Below are 21275 nucleotides of genomic sequence, written 5' to 3' on the forward strand. Positions count from 1 at the left end.
CCCTCCCCCTCCCCAATCTTTTCCCGTTTCAAAATAAGCCTGCCCTAATCGTGATTCGGGATGTAGTTGATGGTCGCTTCTTCCTCGGTTCGTTCAACCTTGAAAATGACGGGGCGCAGGCCGTCGTTGCAACTGCATATGGCTACGCCCGGCTTTTCGATCCAGTCGCCGTAATAAAACTGTCCGCTGCCGTGCGCCAAGGCGAAAACATACTGATAGATAGCCTTCCACGCCTCATCACAGAACCCGTCCGGCTTGGCGTAGTCGGCGTAAAAGATTTGCCCTTCCTTGAGCATCGGACACTTGCCGATCCCCTTGGAGCCGTATTCCTTAGCCAGTTCCTCATCAAAATGCCGTTTGAGGACGGTGATCCTACATCGTTTCATGTCTCTCTCCGTGGTGGGGTTGGAAAAGGCACATCCGGGAAACTGCCGCCAAGGGACAGCCCCCGGCGCTCCCGAAAACCTTATTCTGTCCCATTTGCGAAAGTCTTTGAAGAGGAAGGGGGGAGGTTTGGAGGGGGGAAGGGGAAACTTTCTCCAGAAAGTTTCCCCTTCCCCCCTCCAATTCCTCATTCCCCTCCAGCCTTCTCAGAATGCAGCTTCCTGAAAATGGTACTGCGGTTGACCTTGAAGACTTCGGCAACCTTCTGGACGGAACCATGCACCTTGAGGGCCTTGCGGAGGATGCCGCGCTCGATGTCGGCCATGATGTCCTTGAGGGGGCGCTCATAGTTGATGCCGTCGTCAGGGAAAAACAGCTCCTCACTTTCGTTGCCGGTCATGTGCCGGGGCAGGTCCTTGACGGAGAGCGGGCCGTGATCCTTGGTGATTACAATGCTGTGCATGAGGTTCTGGAGCTCGCGCACGTTGCCGGGCCACGAGTACTGGCGCAGGGCTTCCATGAGGCCGGGCGTGAGGTTCATGTGCTTGCGGTACTTGGAGGTGAACACGTTCAGAAAATGCGTCACGAGGGGCTGGATGTCGTCGGGGCGCTCGCGCAGGGGCGGGATGTTCACTACGGCCACGTTGAGGCGATAGTAAAGATCGCGCCGGAAAAGGCCCTTTTCGACGCGTTCCGCAAGGTTGCGGTTCGTGGCGGCGATGATGCGGACGTTGACCTTGCGGGGCTTGGAGGAACCCACGCGCATGATCTCGCCGTCCTGAAGCACGCGGAGCAGGCGGGTCTGCATGGCAAGGCTCAGTTCGCCGATTTCGTCGAGAAATACCGTACCGCCGTCGGCCATTTCAAAATAGCCGCTCTTGCCCTTGTTGCCCGCTCCGGTAAAGGCCCCCGGCATGTAGCCGAAGAGCTCCGATTCGGTGAGGCTTTCGGAAATGCCGCCGCAATCCACCTTGAGGAACATCTTCTCCTTGCGCGGGCTGAGCTCGTGCGTGAGGCGGGCCACCACGTCCTTGCCGACGCCCGTTTCGCCGAGGATGAGCACCGTGGCGTCGGAACTGGCGAACCGTTCCACAAGGCTCATGACCTCTTTCATTTCACGGCTTTCAAAGACGGGGACGAGTTCGCGGGTCTGTTCGCGGGCAAGGAAGGCGAGGCGGTCGTGGAACTGCTCAATGAGTTTCTTCTGGGCGGTCATCTCCTCCTGAAGCTGGGTCAGGACGGTGATGTCGCGGGCAAACGTCACGACAAGGCACAACTGCCCCTTGTCGTCGAAAACGGGATGCCCGGTCAGAACCAGGCGTTTCCCGTTGGCGAGCTGCTGGACGTGGGTGGCCGGTTTTCCGGTCTCGACAATCTGCGGATTGACGACTTTGTCGAACGTCCCCTGCTGGACAAGCGTACGGATGTTTTTGCCCCGGATTTCCCCCTGCCGCAGCCCGGTCAGGGTTTCGTACATTTTGTTGACGAACAGGGTCGTCCCCTCCACGTCACTGATGAAGACACCATCGGAGAGGGTGTCGAGGATGCTTTCAAAATGGGGGGCAAGGGACTTCATAGAAGCGTTTTCCATAGGCATCGCGGGAGAAATAAAATGATTGCAGGGGAATTGATTCCCCCATGCTAGTGCCTGCACGCAAGAACGTCAAGGTGTGCGCGGAAACGGGACGGGAAGATGGCAAGAAAAACAAAACCCCCGCCCGGCTTACCGGGCGGAGGCATCTTTTTCAAAGGGAGAGGGACGGAAGCTATTTTTCTTCCGGCACGGCGCCGCGGGTTTCATCGACGATCCGCTGGATGCGCTGTGCGACGCCGTCGGGCAGGCTGACATCGCCCATGGCGTATTCGCGGCTCAGGAAGTCGTACTTCTGGGTTCCCAGACGGTGGTAGGGCAGGGCTTCATAGCCGACATTCTCATAGCCCTTGAGGAATTCGCCAAGGGCGTGGGCAAATTCGTCATTATCGTTGAAGCCGGGAATGACGGGCGTACGTACTTGGACATGCAGGTTGGGGAACTCGGTGATCAGCTTCTTGAGGTTGCTGAGGATGAGCTCGTTGCCGACGCCGGTGCCTTCACGGTGCTTTTCGCTGTCCATCTGCTTGACGTCGAACAGGACATAGTTGAGGTACTGGGCGGCTTCCTTGAGGGTTTCCCACGGAACGCAGCCACAGGTTTCGACGGCGGTTTTGATGCGGCGATGGCGGGCCTCCCGGAGCAGCGGGAGAGCAATGTCGGCGTGCATGAGGGGCTCACCGCCGGAAAGGGTCATACCGCCGCCGGAGCGGGCATAGAATAGGGCGTCCTTTTCCACTTCCTTGAGGATCTGATCGACGGTTTTGTTTTCGCCGTAGATGATCATCCCCTGAGCGGGACAGGCATGGGCGCAGTCGAGCGTCTTACAGGCGTCGCATTTGCTGCGGTCGAGCGTCAGCGTGCCGTCTTCGTTGACGGTGATGGCGTCGTGCTGGCATGCCTTGATGCAGCGATGGCAGCCGATGCAGCGGCCCTTGTTATAGGCGACCTGCGGGTGCGAGGCTTGGGATTCGGGGTTACTGCACCATTTGCACGACAGGGGGCAGCCCTTCAGGAAGACGATGGTCCGGATGCCGGGACCGTCGTGAACGGAATATTTCTGGATATTGAAGACGGTTCCGGTCGCCTTTCTATCTTCAAAGGAACCCATGGACTACCTCTTTTTTTCTGAGCGTTAAAGTTGGAAATGGCGGGCCAGATAACTCCGGCCCGCCATTTATTTAATCATTCATCCTGCGTACCGCAAGCGGCCCAAACTTACATCTGGTCGTGGCCGGTACGGGCGATGAGGTCGTTCTGCAGGTCGGGGGTCAGGTCGACGAAGTAGGCGCTGTACCCGGCGATGCGGACGATGAGGTTGCGATACTTCTGAGGATCCTTCTGAGCCTTCTTCAGCGTATCGGCGTTGATGACGTTGAACTGGATGTGCCACAGCTTCAGGTCGCACCACGTACGGATGAACTGCACCAGCTTTTCGGTACCGGCATCGCCTTCAACGCACTTGGGGGTGAACTTCACGTTGATCAGACGGGCAGCACGGGCGCGCATGCCGTAGTTCTTCGTGTTGTGGTTGGAGAGCAGGATGGCGGTGGGGCCATTGTGGTCGGCGCCGTGGGACGGGGAAGAACCGTCAGACAGCGGGAACCACGCCACGCGGCCGTTCGGGGTAGCGGAAACAACCTTGCCGAAGGGCACGTGAGAGGTGAAGGGCACGTAACGGGCGTCGTTGTTGATGCCCATTTCCTTGCCGTACTTGGCGGCGAAGGCAACAGCCATGCGGTCGAGTTCACGGCCGATTTCGTCGGCGTATTCGTCGTCGTTGCCGTAGCAGGGAGCCGTGCGGAGAAGCTGCTGGATGTCTTCGTAGCCTTCAAAGTTGGCTTCGAGGGCGTCGATGAGCTGATCCATGGTGAGCTTCTTGTCTTCAAACACGAGCTTCTTGATGGCGGCCAAGGAGTCGATGACGGTGCCGAGGCCCATGAATTCAAAGTAGCCGAAGTTCAGGCCTTCGGGGATCTGGGGCTGATGCAGGTCGATGCAGTGCTTGCGGCAGAGGGCGTGCAGCACGGAACCCATGGGCTGGGCGAAGTGCTTGGCGCGGGTCTGGATAACAATGTACTGCTGGATGAACGTCGTGCGGAGCAGGAGCATATGCTGCTGCACGTAGGCGTTCCAGAATTCATCCCAAGTCTTGAACTTACGGGCGTCGCCGGTCGGGATGCCGAGCTGCACATCGCCGTACTTCTTCATCTTGCCGTCATACAGGGTCATTTCAACGGCGGAGGCGAAGTTGGTGTAGGCGCCGCCGGAGGTGTAGGTGTCGCGGTTGGGCATACGGATTTCGATGCAGCCGGACACGGCGTAGTCAAGGGCTTCCTCAAAGGTAGCGCCCTTGGAGACGTACAGCGGGATGCATTCTTCGTCGTTGCACAGCTTGGGGAAGCCGGAGCCGAACTTGATGGTTTCGGCGACGTCCCACAGGTAGCGTTCAGGGGCGCGGCTGTGGATACGGGCGGCGAGGTCGGGGTAGTGCAGCGGGAATTCGCGCTTGGACTTCAGGAACAGATAGGTCAGATCGTTGGTCGCGTCGCGGCCGTCCGGGGTCTGGCCGCCAATGGTGACGGCTTCCCAGTGAGCGTAGCCTTCGTTGAAGGCGCCGCCGGCGGGGGAGATGTACATGTCGATGAACTCGGCCATGCCGACCCACATGCATTCCAAGTATTCCAGAGTCTTTTCATCGGTCAGGGTGCCGGCTTCCATGTCCTTCTTGTAGAAGGGATAGAAGTACTGGTCCATACGGCCGTTGGAAATGGTGGTACCGGTCTTCTGTTCCAGACGAGAGAACATCTGGGTGAAGTACTGGGACTGAACGGCTTCGTAGAAGTCGCGGGCCGGGTTGGCGGGCACGTGTTCGGCGTTTTCAGCCATGCGGATGAGTTCGGCCTTACGAACCGGATCAGCGCAAGCTTCGGCGGCCTTGCGGGCAGCTTCGGCATGGCGCTTCGCCCACAGGATGATGGCGTCGCACACGAGGATGGTAGCTTCGATGAAGGGGCGCTTGTCCACCTGATCCACGGGGGAAGCGGGATCAAGAGCGGCCAGCTTTTCTTCCATTTCCTGCTTCAGGCCATTGAAGCCGCGCTTCAGCACCACTTCGTAGTCATGCACCCACTGGATGGAGGAACGGAACGAAGAGGTTTCGTTGACGATGAAGCGGGAGATGAGGCCGTCGGGATCGTCGTAGGTCAGCTTGTGAACTTCGGGGGGAAGAGCCTTGTTCAGGGCTTCATGATAGGTGCGGCCCTTCCAGAAGGGAGCGATCTGCTCAACCACGATCTTGGCGTCTTCGGGGCTGATGGAAGCCGGAGACTGCGGACGAGTGGGAAGGTCGCGCACGGCGATGTCGAGGAAGTCGCCGTCGAGTTCGGGATACAGGATACCGTAACGGCCGTCATGACCGCCGCAACGGCCGAGGAGGAGCTGATCGTCCTGCACCATGACGGTGATGTTCTTGGCAACGTTCATCAGAGCCTTGGCCCAGCGGAGAACCAGAGGCTGGCCCACGGTTTCAGACATGGACTGGGTGAAGTACAGGGCGCGTTCCACGTCGATAGCGGGCTTCTGGCCGTCGAAACGTTCCAGCAGCTTGAACACGCGCTTGTGGGATTCGCGATAGATATCTTCTTTACCGGCGATCTTGTCTTCGAGACGTTGCTCATGAGGCGATTTGATTTCAGCTACCTGAGTCATGTCACTTCTCCGTGTAGGAATTAAGGTTGTGTTATGATGTGTGGAGCTTTCCGGCGAACCGCTCGGAAGTTCTCGTTCCCTTCTTCACTTGTCTTGCTTAGAATAAAGCAAGGGCCGTGCCAGAAAGGTTAGAAAAAATGTTTTCCTGTTATTTTGCGCGATTGCGGAAGAGAGGATTTTGGAGCCTTTTTGTGCGAATAGGCGTAGTCGCAATTTTGCATCACTTATTAGGAATAAACCGCAAATAGCAGACATCTTATGTTGCATTTTTGCGACAGAGAGGGGTTTTCCTGCAACCTGTGCCCGTTTTCGGGCAGTGAACAGAAACAATTCCTGACAACAGTTTTTATCTAATTGATATTATATGATAAAAAACGCCCTTTGAAAGAGGAGGGGGAGGTTGGGATAGAAAAGATGATGCAAAAATGCGACATGGGAAAATCTTGTTTTGTGAAAAAAAGAGTTTTAAAAATCCTCCCCACAAGCTGGAACTATCGGAAAAGACAACCGATCCGAGCTGGGCCGCATCATCTCCCAAAGGCAATCTGTGCCGAGGAAGGGCATAAACAGAAGCCTTATAAGTGCAAAACCCTTTAAAACTAGACAAGTGGGCATGGAAAAAGGAAGAAAGGCTTTCTCCTCAAAGGCTCCCGCTGCCGTACATCCCATAATAAGAAAGGGGGAGAGGCCCCAGCCCCTCCCCCCACAAAAGGCATACGCTACAATCAGACGATGCGGAAGTTGTCCACAACGCAGCAGCGGCGCAGACGCACGAACGAGCGGGCGCAGGTCACACCTTCACCGGTGGGGGTGGAGATGGTCATGGTCGTCCAGCCTTCGCCACCAGCGCCGAGGGCGGCGAGGTGCGGGCCGTTCTTGACGAACAGGCTGGTATTCATGGCACGGGCCATCTTGTCCATGTTGTCGATGTTGCGGGAGTGCATGCCGGCGGTGTGGGACAGGCCGCGTTCGAGGATGAGGGCCCATTCAATGGCCTCATCCACGTTGGCGGCGCGCAGCACCGGCACAACGGGCATCAGCTGTTCCACGCGGGCGAACACATGGTTGATGTCGCGCTTCACGTCCACGATGAGCAGACGGCAGCTGTCGGGCACGTCAATGCCGGCGGCCTTGGCGATGACGGCGGCGTCACGGCCGACCCATTTCGGGTTCGGGTTCGGAGCCTTGCCGCCTTCAACCTGGGGATAGTTGCGCAGAACCACGCGGGCCACGGCGTCAGCCTGTTCGAGGCTGATTTCCACGGCGCCGATGGCCTTCATTTCGGCCTTCAGCTGATCGGCGATGGAATCCACGGCGATGATTTCTTTTTCGTCGGCGCAGATGATGTTGTTGTCGAAGGAAGCGCCGTCATAGATGCTGCGGGCAGCGCGGGCGATGTTGGCGGTTTCGTCGACGACGACCGGCGGGTTGCCGGCGCCGGCGGCGATGAGGCGCATGGTGGCGACCTTGCGGGCCTGGGCCACAACAGCTTCACCGCCGGTCACCACGAGCAGCTTGATGCGGGGATGCGAGAAGAGCTCCTGAGCCACTTCGATGGTGGGTTCCTTCACAGCGACAAGCAGGTTGGCGATGCCGGTGGCTTCGATGATGGCCTTGTTCAGAACCTGAATGGCCGTCTGGGAAGCGCGCTTGGCGTTGGGGTGGGGAGCGAAGACTATGGCGTTGCCGCCAGCGATCATGCTGATGGCGTTGTTGATCACCGTGGCGGTCGGGTTGGTGGAGGGCGTCACGGAAGCGATCACGCCCCAAGGAGCGTTTTCGATGAGGGTCAGGCCCATGTCGCCGGAAATGGCCATGGGGGAGAGGCATTCGGTGCCGGGAGTACGCTCGCAAACGAGGATATTCTTGGCAATCTTGTCGCTCACGCGGCCCATGCCGGTTTCGTTGTGGGCGATTTCAGCGAACGACTTGGCGTTTTCAAGGCCGGCCTTGCGGATGGCGGCGATGATTTTGTCACGCATGGCGACGGTGCTGATCTTCTTCTGAGCGACTTCGGCGGCCTGCACGGCGTCTTCGAGGCGGTCGAAGAGGCCGAAGTCGCCGCAGTCGCAGCCGCAACCGCCGGCGGCGACAACGGTCGTAGCAGCCGCAGTGGGCTGATCGGACATCATCTTTTTCAGAACTTCAACGACAATGCGTTCCACATCTTGTTGGCGCACGTCCATATCTATACTCCTATGCTGGAAGCCGGACCCCGCGGGCCTTTGAGGACTGCCGGGCGGGGGGCCTGTTTTTTCTGTTTGTCACCCTCGTCAGAAAACGAGGCAGAGCGGAAAACCGCGGCTTTCCGTAGGGGCGGTGAGCCGCCCACAGGGGCTATTCCCCCTGATTTTTGCGATAAATAGCTGCCTTACCTGCATTTACATGGTCGACGATGCCGACAATGACCAGATCCAGAGGCGCATCTTTGTCGATGGCAAAACGTGCGGAACTGCCGCGGGACACGATAACCCATTCGCCCTCGCCCGCGCCGATGGGATCGGCGGCGACTTGGGAGCGGCCGATGGATTCACCCTTCTCATTGAGCAGATCAACGAGGAGCAGCGAGTTGTACGGCAAACCGGGGCACCGGACCGTGGAAACGACCTGACCAATGACTTTTGCAAGTTCCATGTATGTCTCCGTTCCCGGAAGACGGCCTTCCGGGAGCATTCCGTAAGGAAGCTGACGGCCGGGCCGGGGCATGAGGCCCCGGCGAGACCGACGAGCAGGGCTTAACCCAGCTTAAGTGCGCGGACGAGCTTACTTGCGGCTCAGGGGGAACACGGCTTCCAGGTCCTGATGGGGGCGAGGAATGACATGGACGGCCACGAGCTCGCCACCCACGCGCTGCACAGCGGCGGCGCCGGCGTCGGTAGCGGCTTTGCAGGCGGCCACGTCGCCGCGGACGAGGGCGGTCACATAGCCGCCGCCGATCTGTTCGTAAGAAACGAGCTGCACGCGAGCAGCCTTGACCATAGCATCAGCGGCTTCGATGAGACCAACCAGACCACGGGTTTCGATCATGCCAAGAGCGTCCATTGTGAACTCCTTTTAGGATTGTTGTTAGCTTGGTTACCCGGAACGGAACGATCGGGTAACGCGTTACCGTGTTGTGTGCCGTTCCGTTTTATTGCTGTCCTCCGCGGTTCATGCCCAAGCCGACGACACTGATTTTGTAAATGTCGTCGCTGCTGCATCCCCGCGAAAGGTCATGCCAACCGTGCGCAAAGCCCTGGAGCAGGGGGCCGAGGGCCGTCCAGCCGCCGAAGCGCTGCGCGATTTTATAACCGATGTTGCCGGCTTCAAGGGAGGGGAACACGAACACGTTCGCGCTCCCGGCGACCGGGCTTCCCGGCGCCTTGAGCCTGGCGACTTCGGGCTCGACGGCGGCGTCCAGCTGGAGTTCGCCGTCCACGAGCAGATTGGGTTCACGGGTCTTGATTTCCTCAAGAGCCGCGCGCACCTTGTCGACGCGTTCATGCTTGGCGCTGCCCTTCGTGGAGAAGGAAAGCAGGGCCACACGGGCGTCGTCGCCCATGACGCGCTTGTACACTCCGGCGGTGCTGATCGCAATGTCCGCAAGCTGCGCGGAGGTGGGTTCAGGAATGACCGCGCAGTCGGTGAACATGCAGACTTTGTTGTCCTTCAGCATGAAGAAGAAGCTCGACACGGTCTTGCTTCCGGCTGCGGTGCCGATCATGCGCAGGCCGGCGCGGATGACGTCGGCCGTGGAGGACAAGTTCCCGGCAACGCCGATTTCGGCTTCACCGCGGCGAACCATGAGGGCGCCGGCGGCGAGGGGATTCTTGACGGCTTTGACGGCTTCCTCTTCCGAAATGTCCTTGCCCTTGCCCTTTTGGATCGCCATGTACTCCGCGGCGTTGTGCTGAAGCAGGGCCTGGTTGTACGGGTTGACGACCTGAAGGGAAACGCCGGTTTCGCCGCTTTCCTGCAGCGCGGTGCGTACCTTTTCGGGGTCGCCGATGAGGATGGGTTCGACGAGGCCTTCGCGGATCAGCTTGGCGGCGGCGGAAACCACGCGCCGGTCTTCACCGTCGGAGTAGACCACGACACCTTTCCGGGCGCGGCATTTTTCGAGGCAACGTTCGAACACGCTCATTACAGACCAACCTTGCTGATGTCGCGGCCGGATTCGGCAACGACGGTCAGGAGCATGAGGACATAGATGGCGCTGCTCAGGCGGTTCAGGGACGCGAGGATGTCTTCGCGTTCCATGCCGACCTGCACATAGGCCACTTCAACTTCACGGGCCTGGGCGCGCAGCCAGTTGAGCAGCGCGACGTTCGGGCCGAGGGCCACGTCAGGGACAATGTGGCCCTGACCGAGGTACTTCATGGGATCGTGGGAGACGAGGCGGATGGCTTCGGCGTTCATGCCGCACAGGGACTGCGCGGGCACGGCTTCGCCGGAGACTTCGGCCTGAAGGATCTGCCACAGCCACACGTTGATGTCGGAAAGGCCGTTCCTGAGGACGGCGGGGAGCTTGTTGTTGCCGTCGAATCCGGTCTGCACCAGCACCGTGCTGGAAATGAGGGTATCCAGCTTGCCGCGCAGGAAAATGCGCGGGTGGGACTTGGAGACGACCGTATCGGCGTCAAGGTAGGTTCCATCGGGGAACGAGGCCTGTTCGGCAGCCGGAGCGGCCGGGGCGGCGGGAGCCTCTTCCGCAGCGGGGGCCGCGGGTTTGGCTTCCTCGACAGGCGCCGCTTCCACGGTGCACTGACCGGGCAGGATCACGCGGCAGTTGCGGCTGCGCAACAGCTCCGTGGCCGCCGGAGTCAGGCGTTCGCCGGCCTGAAGGCGGAATTCGCCCCCCTGACCCAGCTCGCAACGCTGTCTGACATCTTCTTCGGTAAGAAAGATCATGATTGTTTCCTTCGTTATGGTCTAGGAACGCGGCTAGGCGGCTACCGCGACCGTGGCGCACCGCACGTGCCCGGAAGAGGAGAGTTCCACTTCCGTGCCCGCAGGGATGCTGAACACGTCGCCGTGGGCCGCGCTGAAGGTCGTGCCCTCAATGCTCAGGTTCAAGTCGCCTTCCAGCACGACGAGCACTTCCGTACGCCGGAACGTCCAGGAAAACGAGAGGTTTTCCCAATCCAGATAACCCACGGAGGCGGCATCCCCTTTGGCGGGGGAAAGCACGTCCATGACGGCCACACTGTCCTTCGCCCGGGAGCCTCCCCAATACTGCGCTTTGCTGTCGACGTGGGTGACGCCTCCAGCCTGCCTGACGCCGGGGCGCACCTCTGGAGCCGCACAAGCGCCCATCTCGGCAAGGACGGAAGCGATCAACCGATCGATCAACGCTTCGTCGGCGGTTCCCGCGGGAAGGGCCGACAGAACCCCGCGCCGGATGGCGACGAGGAGGTCATCGGAGCCCTGTTCCGCCGTACTGGGAGCCGCCACGGCCTCGGCGGCCATGGGGTTGCTGCCGGGCGTGAACACGACCGGAGGCACCGGCTGCGCCGCCGGAGCGGCGGACGCGGTCAGGGCCTGCGTCAGCGGAACCAGCACTTCCTGCAACTGCCGGGCGGCGGCCGCAAGCTGATCGGCGGCCAATGCCGGCGTGGGGACGTGTACAGGCTCCCGGCTGGCGGGCACTTCTGCCGGAACCGGCGAGATCGGCGGGATGGCCTCCGCCTCGTGCCCCGCCGAAGCGGAAGATGGGGCGGCGGGCGCTTCCGTCGTCAGGGTTATGCCGTAATGCCGGGCATCGTCCTGAGCCTGCTGGGTGACGATGTCGCCCTTGGCGTAGACGATGACCGACTCGCCGGCTTTCCATGCGAGCCGGACCGTTTCGGCGGTGATGATCTGTTTGGTCATGCCCCAATTCCTTTAGGTGGCGTGCGGCGTATCCTGTGCAGGGCGGCACCGTTTCCCGGAGCCTGCCGGCACGCCTCCGTTACGCGAAACGACTACTTCTTGGCCTTGCCCTTGGGGGCCTCTTCGGCGGCGGGAGCGGCTGCTTCGCCTTTGGCCGCGGCCATGCGGGCCAGCTTTGCGGCCTTGCGGGCGGCCTTTTTCCGCTTGATGTCCTCAAGCATGTCCATGAGGGAGTCGGGTTCCTCAGCGGGGCTGGGGATGATGTTGTAGCCGTTCAGGCCGTTGAGGCTCTGGGCGAGCAGGGCGCCGGTTTCCACGGCGGCCTGGCAAGCGGCCACGTCACCCTTGCAGATGACGCAAACGCGCAGCCCGTCGACCTTGTGCGCAGCGATGATTTCCACTTCGGCGGCCTTGGCCATGGCGTCGGCCACCTGAATGGCGATGACGAGGCCGGCGGTTTCGACGAAGCCGAGGGAAGGTTTATATTCCAAACTCATAGGTTACTCCTGACTGCCTTAGGCAATCTGCTCGAAGACGGTTTCAGCCGGGCTCGGGATGACGACCTTGCTCACGAGGAGTCCGCTTTCGGCGGCGGCCGTGGAGCCGGCTTCGACGGCGGCGTTGACTGCGGCCACGTCGCCGGTCATGAGGGCATAGCCCTTGCCGCCGAGTCCGAGGGCCACGCGGACGTCAAGGAGCTGCACGTCGGCAGCCTTGACGGCGGCATCGGACGCCACCACGATGGAGGCGGCGGAGAAGGTTTCGATGATGCCGAGCGCGCCGCGTTCCGTGATGCCCGTGGCGCCGGCGAGGGCGCCGATCACATCCCGGTGGATGTTGGGGATGATGAACCAGTCCACCAGCGCATCGGCATGGGTTTCGCGTCCGGCGTTCACGGAAGCGGATACGGCAGCCACGTCGCCGGTCACGGCGGCCACGAACTTGCCGGGGCAAATCGTCTTGAAGAACAGCGGATCGACCTGAGCGGTTTTCACCATCTGGTCAGCCGCGTCGATACCAGCGGCAATGCTGTTGAATTCCACCATTCCTACGGCTGTGTATGATTCAGACACAGGGCCTCTCCTTTTTTGTCAGGGGGCGGGCCGGCCGCCCCTTTCCGTATCGTGTTGCAGGCTACTTGCCGATGACGACGGCGCCGTCGACGCTCTTGACCACGCCGTCCATGCTGGCGTGAATGCGGGCGCCGAGACCCTGTTCGGGGATTTCACCAATGACATCGCCGCACTTGACGCGATCGCCGGCCTTCACCACGGCCTGAGCCGGAGCGCCGATGTGCTGCCGCAGCGGGATACGCACTTCAGCCGGGGAGAGCGAGCCCAGATCGTTGGTGGGCAGCTCCATGTAGCGGCTGATGCCGATTTTGTTGACCAGGCGGGGCACGGGCACCCGGCGGAATTCACGCCACTGGGTATAGGCTTCGTTCACGTCGCGGCTGCCTTCATACTTCATCCCGGCCGCGCGCAGCTCATTCTTGATGGCCTGATTGATGCGGCGGGGGGACAGGCCCATAGGACAGGCCACATGCTCGCACACGCCGCAGTCGCAGCAGAGGAGCGCGAGCCTGCCGGCTTCGGAGGTCAGCTCGGCGTTGCTGCCGAAGGCGCGCATGACGCGATGCGTTTCAAAGGGATGGCCGAGGAGATGGCGGGGGCACAGCTCGGAACAGCTGCGGCACTGGATACAGGCCGAAGCCGCGCGGCGACGCATGAAATTGAGGGGCGTGGTCGCGTTCCGGTGCAGGTAGTGCCCGCGGGGCAGGATGATGAGACCGCCGGAGGTCTTGGTGACCACTTCCTTGGCGAAGGCGTCGGCGCTGTCCACCATGCGGCCCATCATGGGGCCGCCGAGAACGAACACGGGATCGCTCACGGTGGGGCCGCCCGCGGCCTCAAGGCAGGCGGAAAGCGGAGTGCCGATCGGCACGCAGACGATGCCGGGCTTCTTCACTTCGCCGGTGACGGTCAAAAATTTGTGCGTGACGGGCTTGCCGTCAAGGGCGTGGGCCACGGACACGAGCGTGCCGACGTTGGCGACCACCGCGCCCACCATGAGGGGCAGGCCCAGCGGGGGAACGGAACGGCCCGTCACTTCGCGGACGAGGGTCTGTTCGTCCCCGGCGGGGTAGAAGTTGGGGAGCAGCGCCAGCTCGATGGGCCGATTGCCGATGGCATCGGTCAGGATCTTGGTGGCTTCCTTATATTTTTTCTTCAATGCGATGACGCCGCGCTTGGCACCGGTGGCCTGCATCAGCTCGCTGAACGCCCGGACGATGTCGTTGGCGTGGTGAAGCATGTGATGCTGGTCGGTGTGCAGAAGGGGCTCGCATTCGCAGCCGTTGGCGATAACCGTGTCGGCGTCGGCGGCGTACTTGACGTGCGCCGGAAAACCAGCTCCACCTTCACCAACGATACCGGCCGCTTTCACCGCCGCTATGAACGCCTGTTTATCCATGCTATCCTCTCGTTACCCAAAACAGTTCGGCAGGCCGCGGCGCGTTTCCGCACCACGGCACTGCCCGGAATCTCAATTCACCGCAAAAGCCTAGCGTCCCATCGGGGCGAAGGGCTGGAACGGCAGCGGGAACTTGGCGTTGTTGAAGCCGTTGGGGGCCATGGGCTTCGTGGTGTTGAGGGAAACGCCCTTGTCGAGGCCGAGGATCTTCGCGGCGGTCTTGTACATGACCTTTTCGCGGACTTCTTCGCTGATGTTGAGCTTCTTGTAGATCTCGATGGCGTCGGCCTGTTCGATGAACGGGTGCGCGGAAGCGAAGATGACCTTGTCGCCGATCATCTTGTTCAGGGCGTCGACATATACGTCGGCCATGGGAGCCAGTTCGTATTCGGACAGGTCCATGTAGACGTTGGCGTTGCGCATGCAGGCGAAAATGGCTTCGTTGACGAAGGGATAGCCGCCGTGGCTCATGATCAGGATCAGTTCGGGGAAGTCGCGGGCGACGACGTCGATCTGACGGGGATCAATGTAGTCCATGATGGCGCGGGGAACCTGGGCGGGCGGGGCGGTGGTCACGAAGACCGGCACGCCGAGCTCCACGCACTTGGCGTAGATGGGATAGTAGCGGGCGTCGCTCGGCGGGCAGTGGGCGAGGTACGGGTCGGTGGCGATGCCGCGCATGCCGAGATCCTTGATCACGTGTTCGACTTCGCGAACGGCGTCCATTCCCTTGTGGGGGTCGATGCCCCAGAAGCCGAGAAATTTGTTGGGGTAGGCGCGGCAGAATTCAAGGATGCTGTTGTTGTTCGCGGGGAAACCGTAGGTGGTTTCGCAGTCGCGGCCGGAAACGACGCACAGCTCAACGCCGCGGCGATCCAGGTCGGCCACGATTTCGGGCAGCGACTGGGGGACGCGCTTGTCGAAGCCGATGGCTTCGCAGGTGGCTTTGAACATCGAGCTGTTCTTGATGCCGTTGATGATTTCCGGCGTGTTCGGGCGGAAGCGGAAGTCGATTATTTTCATCAGTTGACTCTCCTGGCTTGGTGCACAAAAAGATTTGTGAGCATTAGAGCAAATGCCGTTCCAGTTTTGCACAGACAAGGAGATTCCCCAACGACAGCAAGGAAATGGGGGCTAACAAAAAACATTCCTGTTTAGATGCAGGTAAGGATTGTTTTTTGTTGGAACCTATGCAACAGGCTGGAATACAAACTTTTTGTCCGCGTTATCGCCTTAAGGCCACAGCATTGCATGGTGCATAAATGCACCGTCGTTGCAAAAGTGCGACCAAGTCGATGCGCATGCGCCACCGGTTTTTTCAGTTGGTGCGTTTTTGCATCATCTGACTTGTGAATAAAAACGCAATCGGATCGCTCCTTGTGTCGATCCGCAGCACAAGGGCCTTTATGCCATGATTGCACCGGTGAAGCAAGGGGAATCCATATCTAGTGAGCGTTACAAGGAAAAACCAAAAGGCAGAAAACGGGTGATGCCGCGCAGGGAGTGCGCAGCCAGATGGGGCCGGGAAGGTGCGGGCGGGGACGATAGGCCGGGAGGGGGCAGACAGGGCGGCGGGAAGCGCAGCCAAAAGGGGCCAGCCATCGCCGCCGGCCCCTTCGCAGCGGCTACAGGACTTCCAGCGTGTACTGGTCGTTGGTGAACACGCAGAGCTCGGAGGCTATCTTCATGCTTTCCAGCGCGATGTGCTCGGCATCGAGATCGCTGTGGCGGACGAGGGCACGGGCGGCGGAGAGGGCGTAGGGGCCGCCGCTGCCGATGGAAGCAATGCCGTCGTCAGGCTCGATCACGTCGCCGGTTCCGGTGAGCACGAGCGTGTGATCCTTGTCGGCCACAAGGAGCATGGCCTCCAGCTTGCGGAGGAACTTGTCGCTCCGCCAGTCTTTGGCGAGTTCCACGGCGGCGCGGATCAGGTTGCCGCCGGTTTGTTCAAGGTGGGCGTCAAAGCGCTCGAACAGGGTAAAGGCGTCCGCCGTGGCCCCGGCGAACCCGGCGACGATTTGATCTTTATACATCCGCCGGACTTTCTTGGCGGTGTGTTTCATGACGATGCTCTGGCCCATGGTCACCTGCCCGTCGCCGATGAGGGCGACGTGGCCCTTGTGGCGCACGGCGAGGATGGTGGTTCCGCGAAGTTCCATGAATGATCCTTTGTTCTCTGTAATGGGGTGGGGAAGCTATCCTTCCAGAATAACCACGGCGGCGGCATTGTCACGGGTATGGGTGAGCGTGAGGTGCAGCTTTTTTGCGCCGAGGGCATCGGCCTTTTCCCTGGCCTTCCCGGACAGGACAAGCTCAGGCTTGCCGGAGGGCAGCGAACGCACGGCCACGTCACGGGGGCCTATGCCTTCGGCGAAGCCCGTGCCCAGCGCCTTGACCGCGGCCTCCTTGGCGGCGAACCGCGCGGCCACATAGGAAACGGTACGCGCGGACGGGGAGGCGGGATCGCCGGGGACGGCGCTCCGTTCGTCGTCCGCCATGATGCGGTTGAGGAAATGTTCCCCGAAACGGTGCAGTGAACGTTCCACGCGGGAAAGTTCGATCAAGTCCAGTCCAATGCCGATGATTGCCATATGCGTCCCCTCAGGCGGCAGGTTGCCGCCAGCGCGGGACGATGTCAAGTTGACGCTGTGCCGCCGGATGGTTACACGTTGGAAAAATGACGGGCCCCGCTTCCGTATCCTGCCGTACCCCCACCGCGCCCGGCGTCCCGTCCGTACTGTTTTGATAAGGAGCATCTATGCGCATATGCATTGTCGGCACCGGCTACGTCGGTCTTGTAAGCGCGGCGTGTTTCGCCGAAATGGGCAATGATGTCCGCTGCGTGGACGTCAACCCGGAAGTCGTGGCCCTGCTCGACAGCGGGCGTATCCATATTTTTGAGCCCGGCCTCGAAGACCTTGTCAGCCGCAACCGGCAGGAAGGCCGCCTGCGGTTTACGACCAGCCTTGCAGAGGGCTTGGACGGCGCCGAGTTCGCCTTCATCACCGTAGGCACGCCTTCGCGTCCCGACGGCTCCTGCGATCTTTCCTATGTGGAAGGCGTGGCCCGGCAGATCGGCGAGCAGATGCGGGGGCCGCTTATTGTCGTGGACAAGTCCACAGTGCCCGTCGGAACCGCCGACCGCGTCCGCGAGCTCGTCGCCGCCGCCCTTGCCGCCCGTGGCGAGGAGATTGCCTTCGATGTGGTGTCGAACCCCGAATTCCTCAAGGAAGGCGACGCGGTTTCGGACTTCATGAAGCCTGACCGGGTTATCGTCGGCACGTCTTCTGAAGAGACCGCCGCCGCGATGCGGGAGCTTTACTCCCCCTTTGCCCGGAGCCGTGAAAAGCTCATCGTCATGGGCGTCCGCAGCGCCGAGATGACCAAATACGCGGCCAACTGCATGTTGGCGACCAAGATTTCCTTCATCAACGAGATTGCCACGCTGTGCGAGAAGGTCGGCGCGGATGTGCGCGATGTGCGCACGGGCATCGGTTCGGATCACCGCATCGGCTACCAGTTCATCTATCCCGGCATCGGCTACGGCGGCTCGTGCTTCCCCAAGGACGTGAAGGCGCTCATCCACACCGCCCATGAAGCGGGTATGCGCCCTGAACTTCTGGAAGCGGTCGAAGGCGTGAACGCCCGTCAGAAGCGCTCCATGGCGTTCCGGGTGGCGGAGTATTTCGAGCCGCAGGGCGGCGTGTTCGGCAAGGTGCTCGCCCTGTGGGGGCTTGCTTTCAAGGCCAACACCGACGACATGCGCGAATCCCCTGCGCTTTCCATCATTGAGGAACTGACCTCGCGCGGCATGCGCATCCGGGCCTATGATCCCATTGCCGGCTCCAACGCCCGCAAGCTGTTGGCGGATAACCCTCTGGTTTTCATCGAGGATAATCAATACGCCGTCTGCGAAGGTTCCGACGCCCTGCTCGTAGCCACCGAGTGGAACCAGTTCCGCAATCCCGATTTTGATCGCATAAAGGAATCCCTCGTCGCCCCCGTCCTTTTTGACGGGCGTAACCTTTATTCTCCCTCGGCACTCGGCAAGCGCGGCTTCGCGTATTTCTGCGTGGGCAAGAAATAGGAAAGAGGTGAGGGATGTGAAGGCTGGGGGAGGGAGCCCTTCGGAGAAGGGCTTCCCAGCTCTGCCGCCGATGCCCGTACTCCTCGAAGGTTTGCCGACGGGCACGGCCCAAATGCCGCCATCCGTCGCCCTCCCCTCTCTCCGCTCCCTCCCAAGGCTTTTGACAGGCGGGGAGGCCGTGCGGCGGGAATTCGTTCCGCGTTTAGGTTGTCAGGGATGATGGCCTTTTTGAAAGAACGTCCGTTGAGAGATAAGAAAGCCGACTGGGAACTATTCAGTCGGCTTTCTTTGTTTTTTGATTTGGTTCTGCTATAGTATATGGTTGTTTTATTTCAACAGTATGCTAAAAATAGAGAGTTTTTCTCCAAATTTTCCGCTGGCGGGTCCATGATTGGGGCATTTTATTGGTTATTCCTTTGGCATTTCAAGAAATGAAGCATCAACCGCTTCCTATGAGACAGCCTTTGGTTTTTTGAAAGACCGCTCCCTTTGCCTCCGGGGAAAAATGACGAGAGGGATTCGATAAAGTCAAAAGTCTTTGAAGGGGTGGGGGAGGTTTGGAGGGGGCGGGGAAACTTTCTCCAGAAAGTTTCCCCGCCCCCTCCAATCTTTTTCCTTCCCTACATCAGCCGCCGCACTTGGTGTAGGCGCAGTTGGGGCAGCGATGGCAGCCTTCCTGAAAAATGAGCTCGCCGCCGCAGTCGGGGCAAAGCTGGCGGTCGAAGGCCGAAACGGTGTGCGTGGGCACGGGGTTCCTGCCCTTGAGATAACGGTTTTCGAGTACCCATGCGATGGCGTCGGGAATCGAGAGCAGAAGCCCCTTCTTCTGCAATATGGGATGCTCGCCGCCGATCCCTTTGAGCTGGCCCACCACGTCGGCAACGTCGATGCCGGATCGGAAGGCCAGAGAGACGAGCCGCCCGATGGCCTCGGCCTTGGCGGTCACGGAATGCCCTGACTTGCCGATGGTCGCGAAAATCTCGAAGGGCTTGCCGTCCACCTCGTTCACCGTGAGATACATGCCGCCGAGCCCGGTCTGCACCTTTTGCGTGAACCCGGTTACGAAGTCGGGGCGCTTGCGCACGCGCACTTGCGGCTCTTCTGTCGGCTTTGCTGTTGCGGGGGCGCTCGTGGTCAGCACCTGCGTGGACTTGCTGCCGTCGCGGTAGACCGTCACGCCCTTGCAGCCTTCTTCATAGGCCATCCAGTAAATAGCGAAAATGTCGTCGCGCGTAGCCGAGTTGGGCAGGTTTACGGTCTTGGACACGGCGTTGTCCGTGTGGCGCTGGAAAGCCGCCTGCATACGGAGATGCCACTCGGGCGCGATGTCCATCGCGGTCACGAATACCCGGCGCAGCTCTTCGGGAAGCTGGTCGAGGCTCTGGATGGATCCAAGCTCCGCCACGCCTTCCAGAAGCGGCTGGCTGTAGCAGTCGATTTCGCGCAAGGCTTCCTCGAAGTGCGGGTTCACTTCCACAAGGCGTTCGCCGTCCATGACGTTGCGGGCGAAGCTCAGGGCGAACAGCGGTTCCACGCCGGACGAGCAGCCCGCGAGGATCGACAGCGTGCCCGTGGGCGCGATGGTCGTGATGGTCGCATTGCGCAGGGGCGGGATGCCCTTGGTGGGGTAGACGGACGTTTCGTAGGCCGGGAAGGGCCCGCGTTCCGCCGCGAGCTGGATGGAAGCCGCCCGGCCGCGCGTTTCGATGAAATCCATGATCCGCTCGGCCAGCGTGATGGCGTCCGCGGAATCGTAGGGGATGCGGAGCTGGTACAGGAGATCGGCCCAGCCCATGACCCCAAGGCCGATCTTGCGGTTGCGGCGCACCTGTTCGGCAATGCGTTCGAGGGGGAATTGCGAGGCGTCCACCACGTTGTCGAGGAAACGGACGGCAAGCGCGATAGTCCTTTCGAGCCCCGCCCAGTCGATGCCCCGGTCGGCGGGGTTGGTTTCGTCGAGATGCCCCGGCACGAAGAAGCTGGAAAGGTTCAGCGAGCCGAGGTTGCAGGCTTCATAGGGCAGGAGGGGCTGTTCGCCGCAGGGGTTGGTGCTTTCGATCTCGCCCTGCGCCGGAGTGGGGTTGTCGCGGTTGATCCGGTCAAGGAAGATGATGCCGGGATCGCCGCTTTGCCACGCCTTGTCCACAAGCAGGTTGAACACTTCGCGGGCGTTGAGGCGTCCTTGCTCCTTGCCGCTGGCGGGGTTGACGAGGGGGTAGTCCCGATCCTGCTCCACGGCCTGCATGAAGGCTTCGGTAATGCCTACGGAGAGGTTGAAGTTGTTGAATTCGCCATCCTGCTCCTTGGCCCGGATGAATTCGAGGATATCCGGGTGATCGATGCGCAGGATGCCCATGTTCGCGCCGCGCCGGGTGCCGCCCTGCTTGATCTGCTCGGTGGCGGTATTGAAGATGCGCAGGAAGGACACCGGGCCGGAGGCCACGCCGCCGGTCGTGCCCACGCGGGAGTTCTTGGGCCGCAGGCGGGAAAAGGAGAAGCCCGTGCCGCCGCCGGACTTGTGGATCATGGCGGCGAATTTTACGGCGTCGAAAATTTCTTCGATGGAGTCGCCGACGGGGAGCACAAAGCAGGCCGAAAGCTGGCCGAGCTCGGAGCCCGCGTTCATCAGCGTGGGCGAATTGGGCAGGAAGCGCCAATCGGTCATCATATCGTAGAACGCGCGGGCCAGCGCGTCGGGCTTCCACGGGGACTGTCCGTATTTGGCTTCTTCTTGCGGCTACGGAGGAAGCCACGCGCCAGAAGAGCTCGGTCGCGTCCTCGACGCATCGGCCGTTCTCGTCCTTGCGGTAATAGCGCTTGGAAAGGACTTTTTCCGCATTGGGATTGACGACGGGGGGAGTGAGATTGAGAGGCTTGTTCATCATGATGACACCAGCATTGTTTTGGGGCTTAACAGGTTCTCCACGATACGCGGGAGGGAAGGAAAAGGCTATCGCAGAAAATGAGGCCGGGACGGGAACTGCCGGGCATTTTTGGAAAAATCGGCAGGAGAAAGATTTTTATGGAAGGCTCTGCCAGAGTATGTGGCTGTTTGTGTTTGGCTCTGTCATCGTACATGGTCGTTTTGTCTTGGCAATATACTAAAAATCTATTCTTTTTGGCTCTGTCATAGTACTTGGTTGTTTTATTTTAGCAATATACTGAAAATATATGCTCTTT

At 60.6% G+C, this 21275-nt stretch carries 18 protein-coding genes and 1 pseudogene; 2 read left to right on the forward strand and 17 right to left on the reverse strand.

The window, feature by feature from the left end; all coding sequences use genetic code 11:
• Positions 1-44: 44 nt before the first annotated feature.
• From ACZM8Y_RS00400 to acpS, 16 genes are all read right to left on the reverse strand, one after another.
• Positions 45-386, reverse strand: a complete 342-nt coding sequence (locus ACZM8Y_RS00400) for a TIGR04076 family protein (protein WP_482330286.1) — start codon at positions 384-386, stop codon at positions 45-47.
• A gap of 185 nt (positions 387-571) precedes the next feature.
• The gene (locus ACZM8Y_RS00405; RefSeq protein WP_482330287.1) at positions 572-1960 is read right to left on the reverse strand and encodes a sigma-54 interaction domain-containing protein; all 1389 of its coding nucleotides are present in this window, start codon (positions 1958-1960) and stop codon (positions 572-574) included.
• 190 nt (positions 1961-2150) lie between these two features.
• Positions 2151-3086 carry a (2S)-3-sulfopropanediol dehydratase activating enzyme gene (gene hpsH / locus ACZM8Y_RS00410; RefSeq protein WP_302552084.1) on the reverse strand — a complete coding sequence of 312 codons (936 nt, stop codon included), beginning with the start codon at positions 3084-3086 and terminating at the stop codon, positions 2151-2153.
• Positions 3087-3193: 107 nt separating this feature from the next.
• A complete protein-coding gene (hpsG, locus tag ACZM8Y_RS00415) occupies positions 3194-5686 on the reverse strand; it encodes a (2S)-3-sulfopropanediol dehydratase (RefSeq protein WP_302552085.1) in 2493 nt (830 codons plus the stop codon).
• Positions 5687-6411: 725 nt separating this feature from the next.
• Positions 6412-7872 (reverse strand): acetaldehyde dehydrogenase AdhE, encoded by a 1461-nt coding sequence (gene adhE, locus ACZM8Y_RS00420; protein ID WP_337431904.1) that lies wholly within the window; start codon positions 7870-7872, stop codon positions 6412-6414.
• Between the two features lie 151 nt (positions 7873-8023).
• Positions 8024-8320, reverse strand: a complete 297-nt coding sequence (locus tag ACZM8Y_RS00425) for a EutN/CcmL family microcompartment protein (RefSeq protein WP_005024909.1) — start codon at positions 8318-8320, stop codon at positions 8024-8026.
• A 129-nt stretch (positions 8321-8449) separates the two neighbouring features.
• The gene (gene eutM / locus ACZM8Y_RS00430) at positions 8450-8728 is read right to left on the reverse strand and encodes an ethanolamine utilization microcompartment protein EutM (protein ID WP_005024910.1); all 279 of its coding nucleotides are present in this window, start codon (positions 8726-8728) and stop codon (positions 8450-8452) included.
• An 88-nt stretch (positions 8729-8816) separates the two neighbouring features.
• Positions 8817-9809 carry a phosphate acetyltransferase gene (gene pta, locus ACZM8Y_RS00435; protein ID WP_308770606.1) on the reverse strand — a complete coding sequence of 331 codons (993 nt, stop codon included), beginning with the start codon at positions 9807-9809 and terminating at the stop codon, positions 8817-8819.
• Positions 9809-10576, reverse strand: a complete 768-nt coding sequence (locus ACZM8Y_RS00440; protein WP_302552088.1) for a cobalamin adenosyltransferase — start codon at positions 10574-10576, stop codon at positions 9809-9811. The genes pta and ACZM8Y_RS00440 overlap by 1 nt, the downstream gene beginning before the upstream one ends.
• A 33-nt stretch (positions 10577-10609) precedes the next feature.
• Positions 10610-11536 carry a cupin domain-containing protein gene (locus ACZM8Y_RS00445; protein WP_482330288.1) on the reverse strand — a complete coding sequence of 309 codons (927 nt, stop codon included), beginning with the start codon at positions 11534-11536 and terminating at the stop codon, positions 10610-10612.
• 92 nt (positions 11537-11628) lie between these two features.
• Positions 11629-12033, reverse strand: coding sequence for a BMC domain-containing protein (locus ACZM8Y_RS00450; RefSeq protein ID WP_302552090.1), 405 nt, complete (start codon positions 12031-12033; stop codon positions 11629-11631).
• Between the two features lie 18 nt (positions 12034-12051).
• Positions 12052-12609: a BMC domain-containing protein gene (locus ACZM8Y_RS00455; RefSeq protein ID WP_009733378.1), complete on the reverse strand. Its 558-nt coding sequence runs from the start codon at positions 12607-12609 to the stop codon at positions 12052-12054.
• A 61-nt stretch (positions 12610-12670) separates the two neighbouring features.
• The gene (locus tag ACZM8Y_RS00460) at positions 12671-14008 is read right to left on the reverse strand and encodes a 4Fe-4S dicluster domain-containing protein (protein ID WP_302552091.1); all 1338 of its coding nucleotides are present in this window, start codon (positions 14006-14008) and stop codon (positions 12671-12673) included.
• 90 nt (positions 14009-14098) lie between these two features.
• A complete protein-coding gene (locus ACZM8Y_RS00465) occupies positions 14099-15031 on the reverse strand; it encodes an amidohydrolase family protein (RefSeq protein ID WP_302552092.1) in 933 nt (310 codons plus the stop codon).
• A 602-nt stretch (positions 15032-15633) separates the two neighbouring features.
• On the reverse strand, positions 15634-16167 hold the full coding sequence (hslV, locus tag ACZM8Y_RS00470; protein ID WP_302552093.1) for an ATP-dependent protease subunit HslV: 534 nt from the start codon (positions 16165-16167) through the stop codon (positions 15634-15636).
• Positions 16168-16203: 36 nt separating this feature from the next.
• Positions 16204-16599, reverse strand: a complete 396-nt coding sequence (acpS, locus tag ACZM8Y_RS00475) for a holo-ACP synthase (RefSeq protein WP_302552112.1) — start codon at positions 16597-16599, stop codon at positions 16204-16206.
• A 167-nt stretch (positions 16600-16766) separates the two neighbouring features.
• Here acpS and ACZM8Y_RS00480 point away from each other — a divergent pair, with 167 nt between their 5' ends.
• Complete coding sequence (locus ACZM8Y_RS00480; protein ID WP_482330289.1) at positions 16767-18095, forward strand: UDP-glucose dehydrogenase family protein; 1329 nt, start codon at positions 16767-16769, stop codon at positions 18093-18095.
• Positions 18096-18720: 625 nt separating this feature from the next.
• Here ACZM8Y_RS00480 and ACZM8Y_RS00485 read toward each other — a convergent pair.
• Positions 18721-20980, reverse strand: a pseudogene (locus ACZM8Y_RS00485) (vitamin B12-dependent ribonucleotide reductase).
• Between ACZM8Y_RS00485 and ACZM8Y_RS00490 the strand changes: the two are divergent.
• Entirely contained in the window at positions 20979-21200 is a 222-nt protein-coding gene (locus tag ACZM8Y_RS00490) for a hypothetical protein (RefSeq protein ID WP_482330551.1), read from the forward strand. The pseudogene ACZM8Y_RS00485 and the gene ACZM8Y_RS00490 sit on opposite strands and share 2 nt — an antisense overlap.
• Positions 21201-21275 lie beyond the last annotated feature (75 nt).

This window comes from Bilophila sp. (assembly GCF_057864385.1).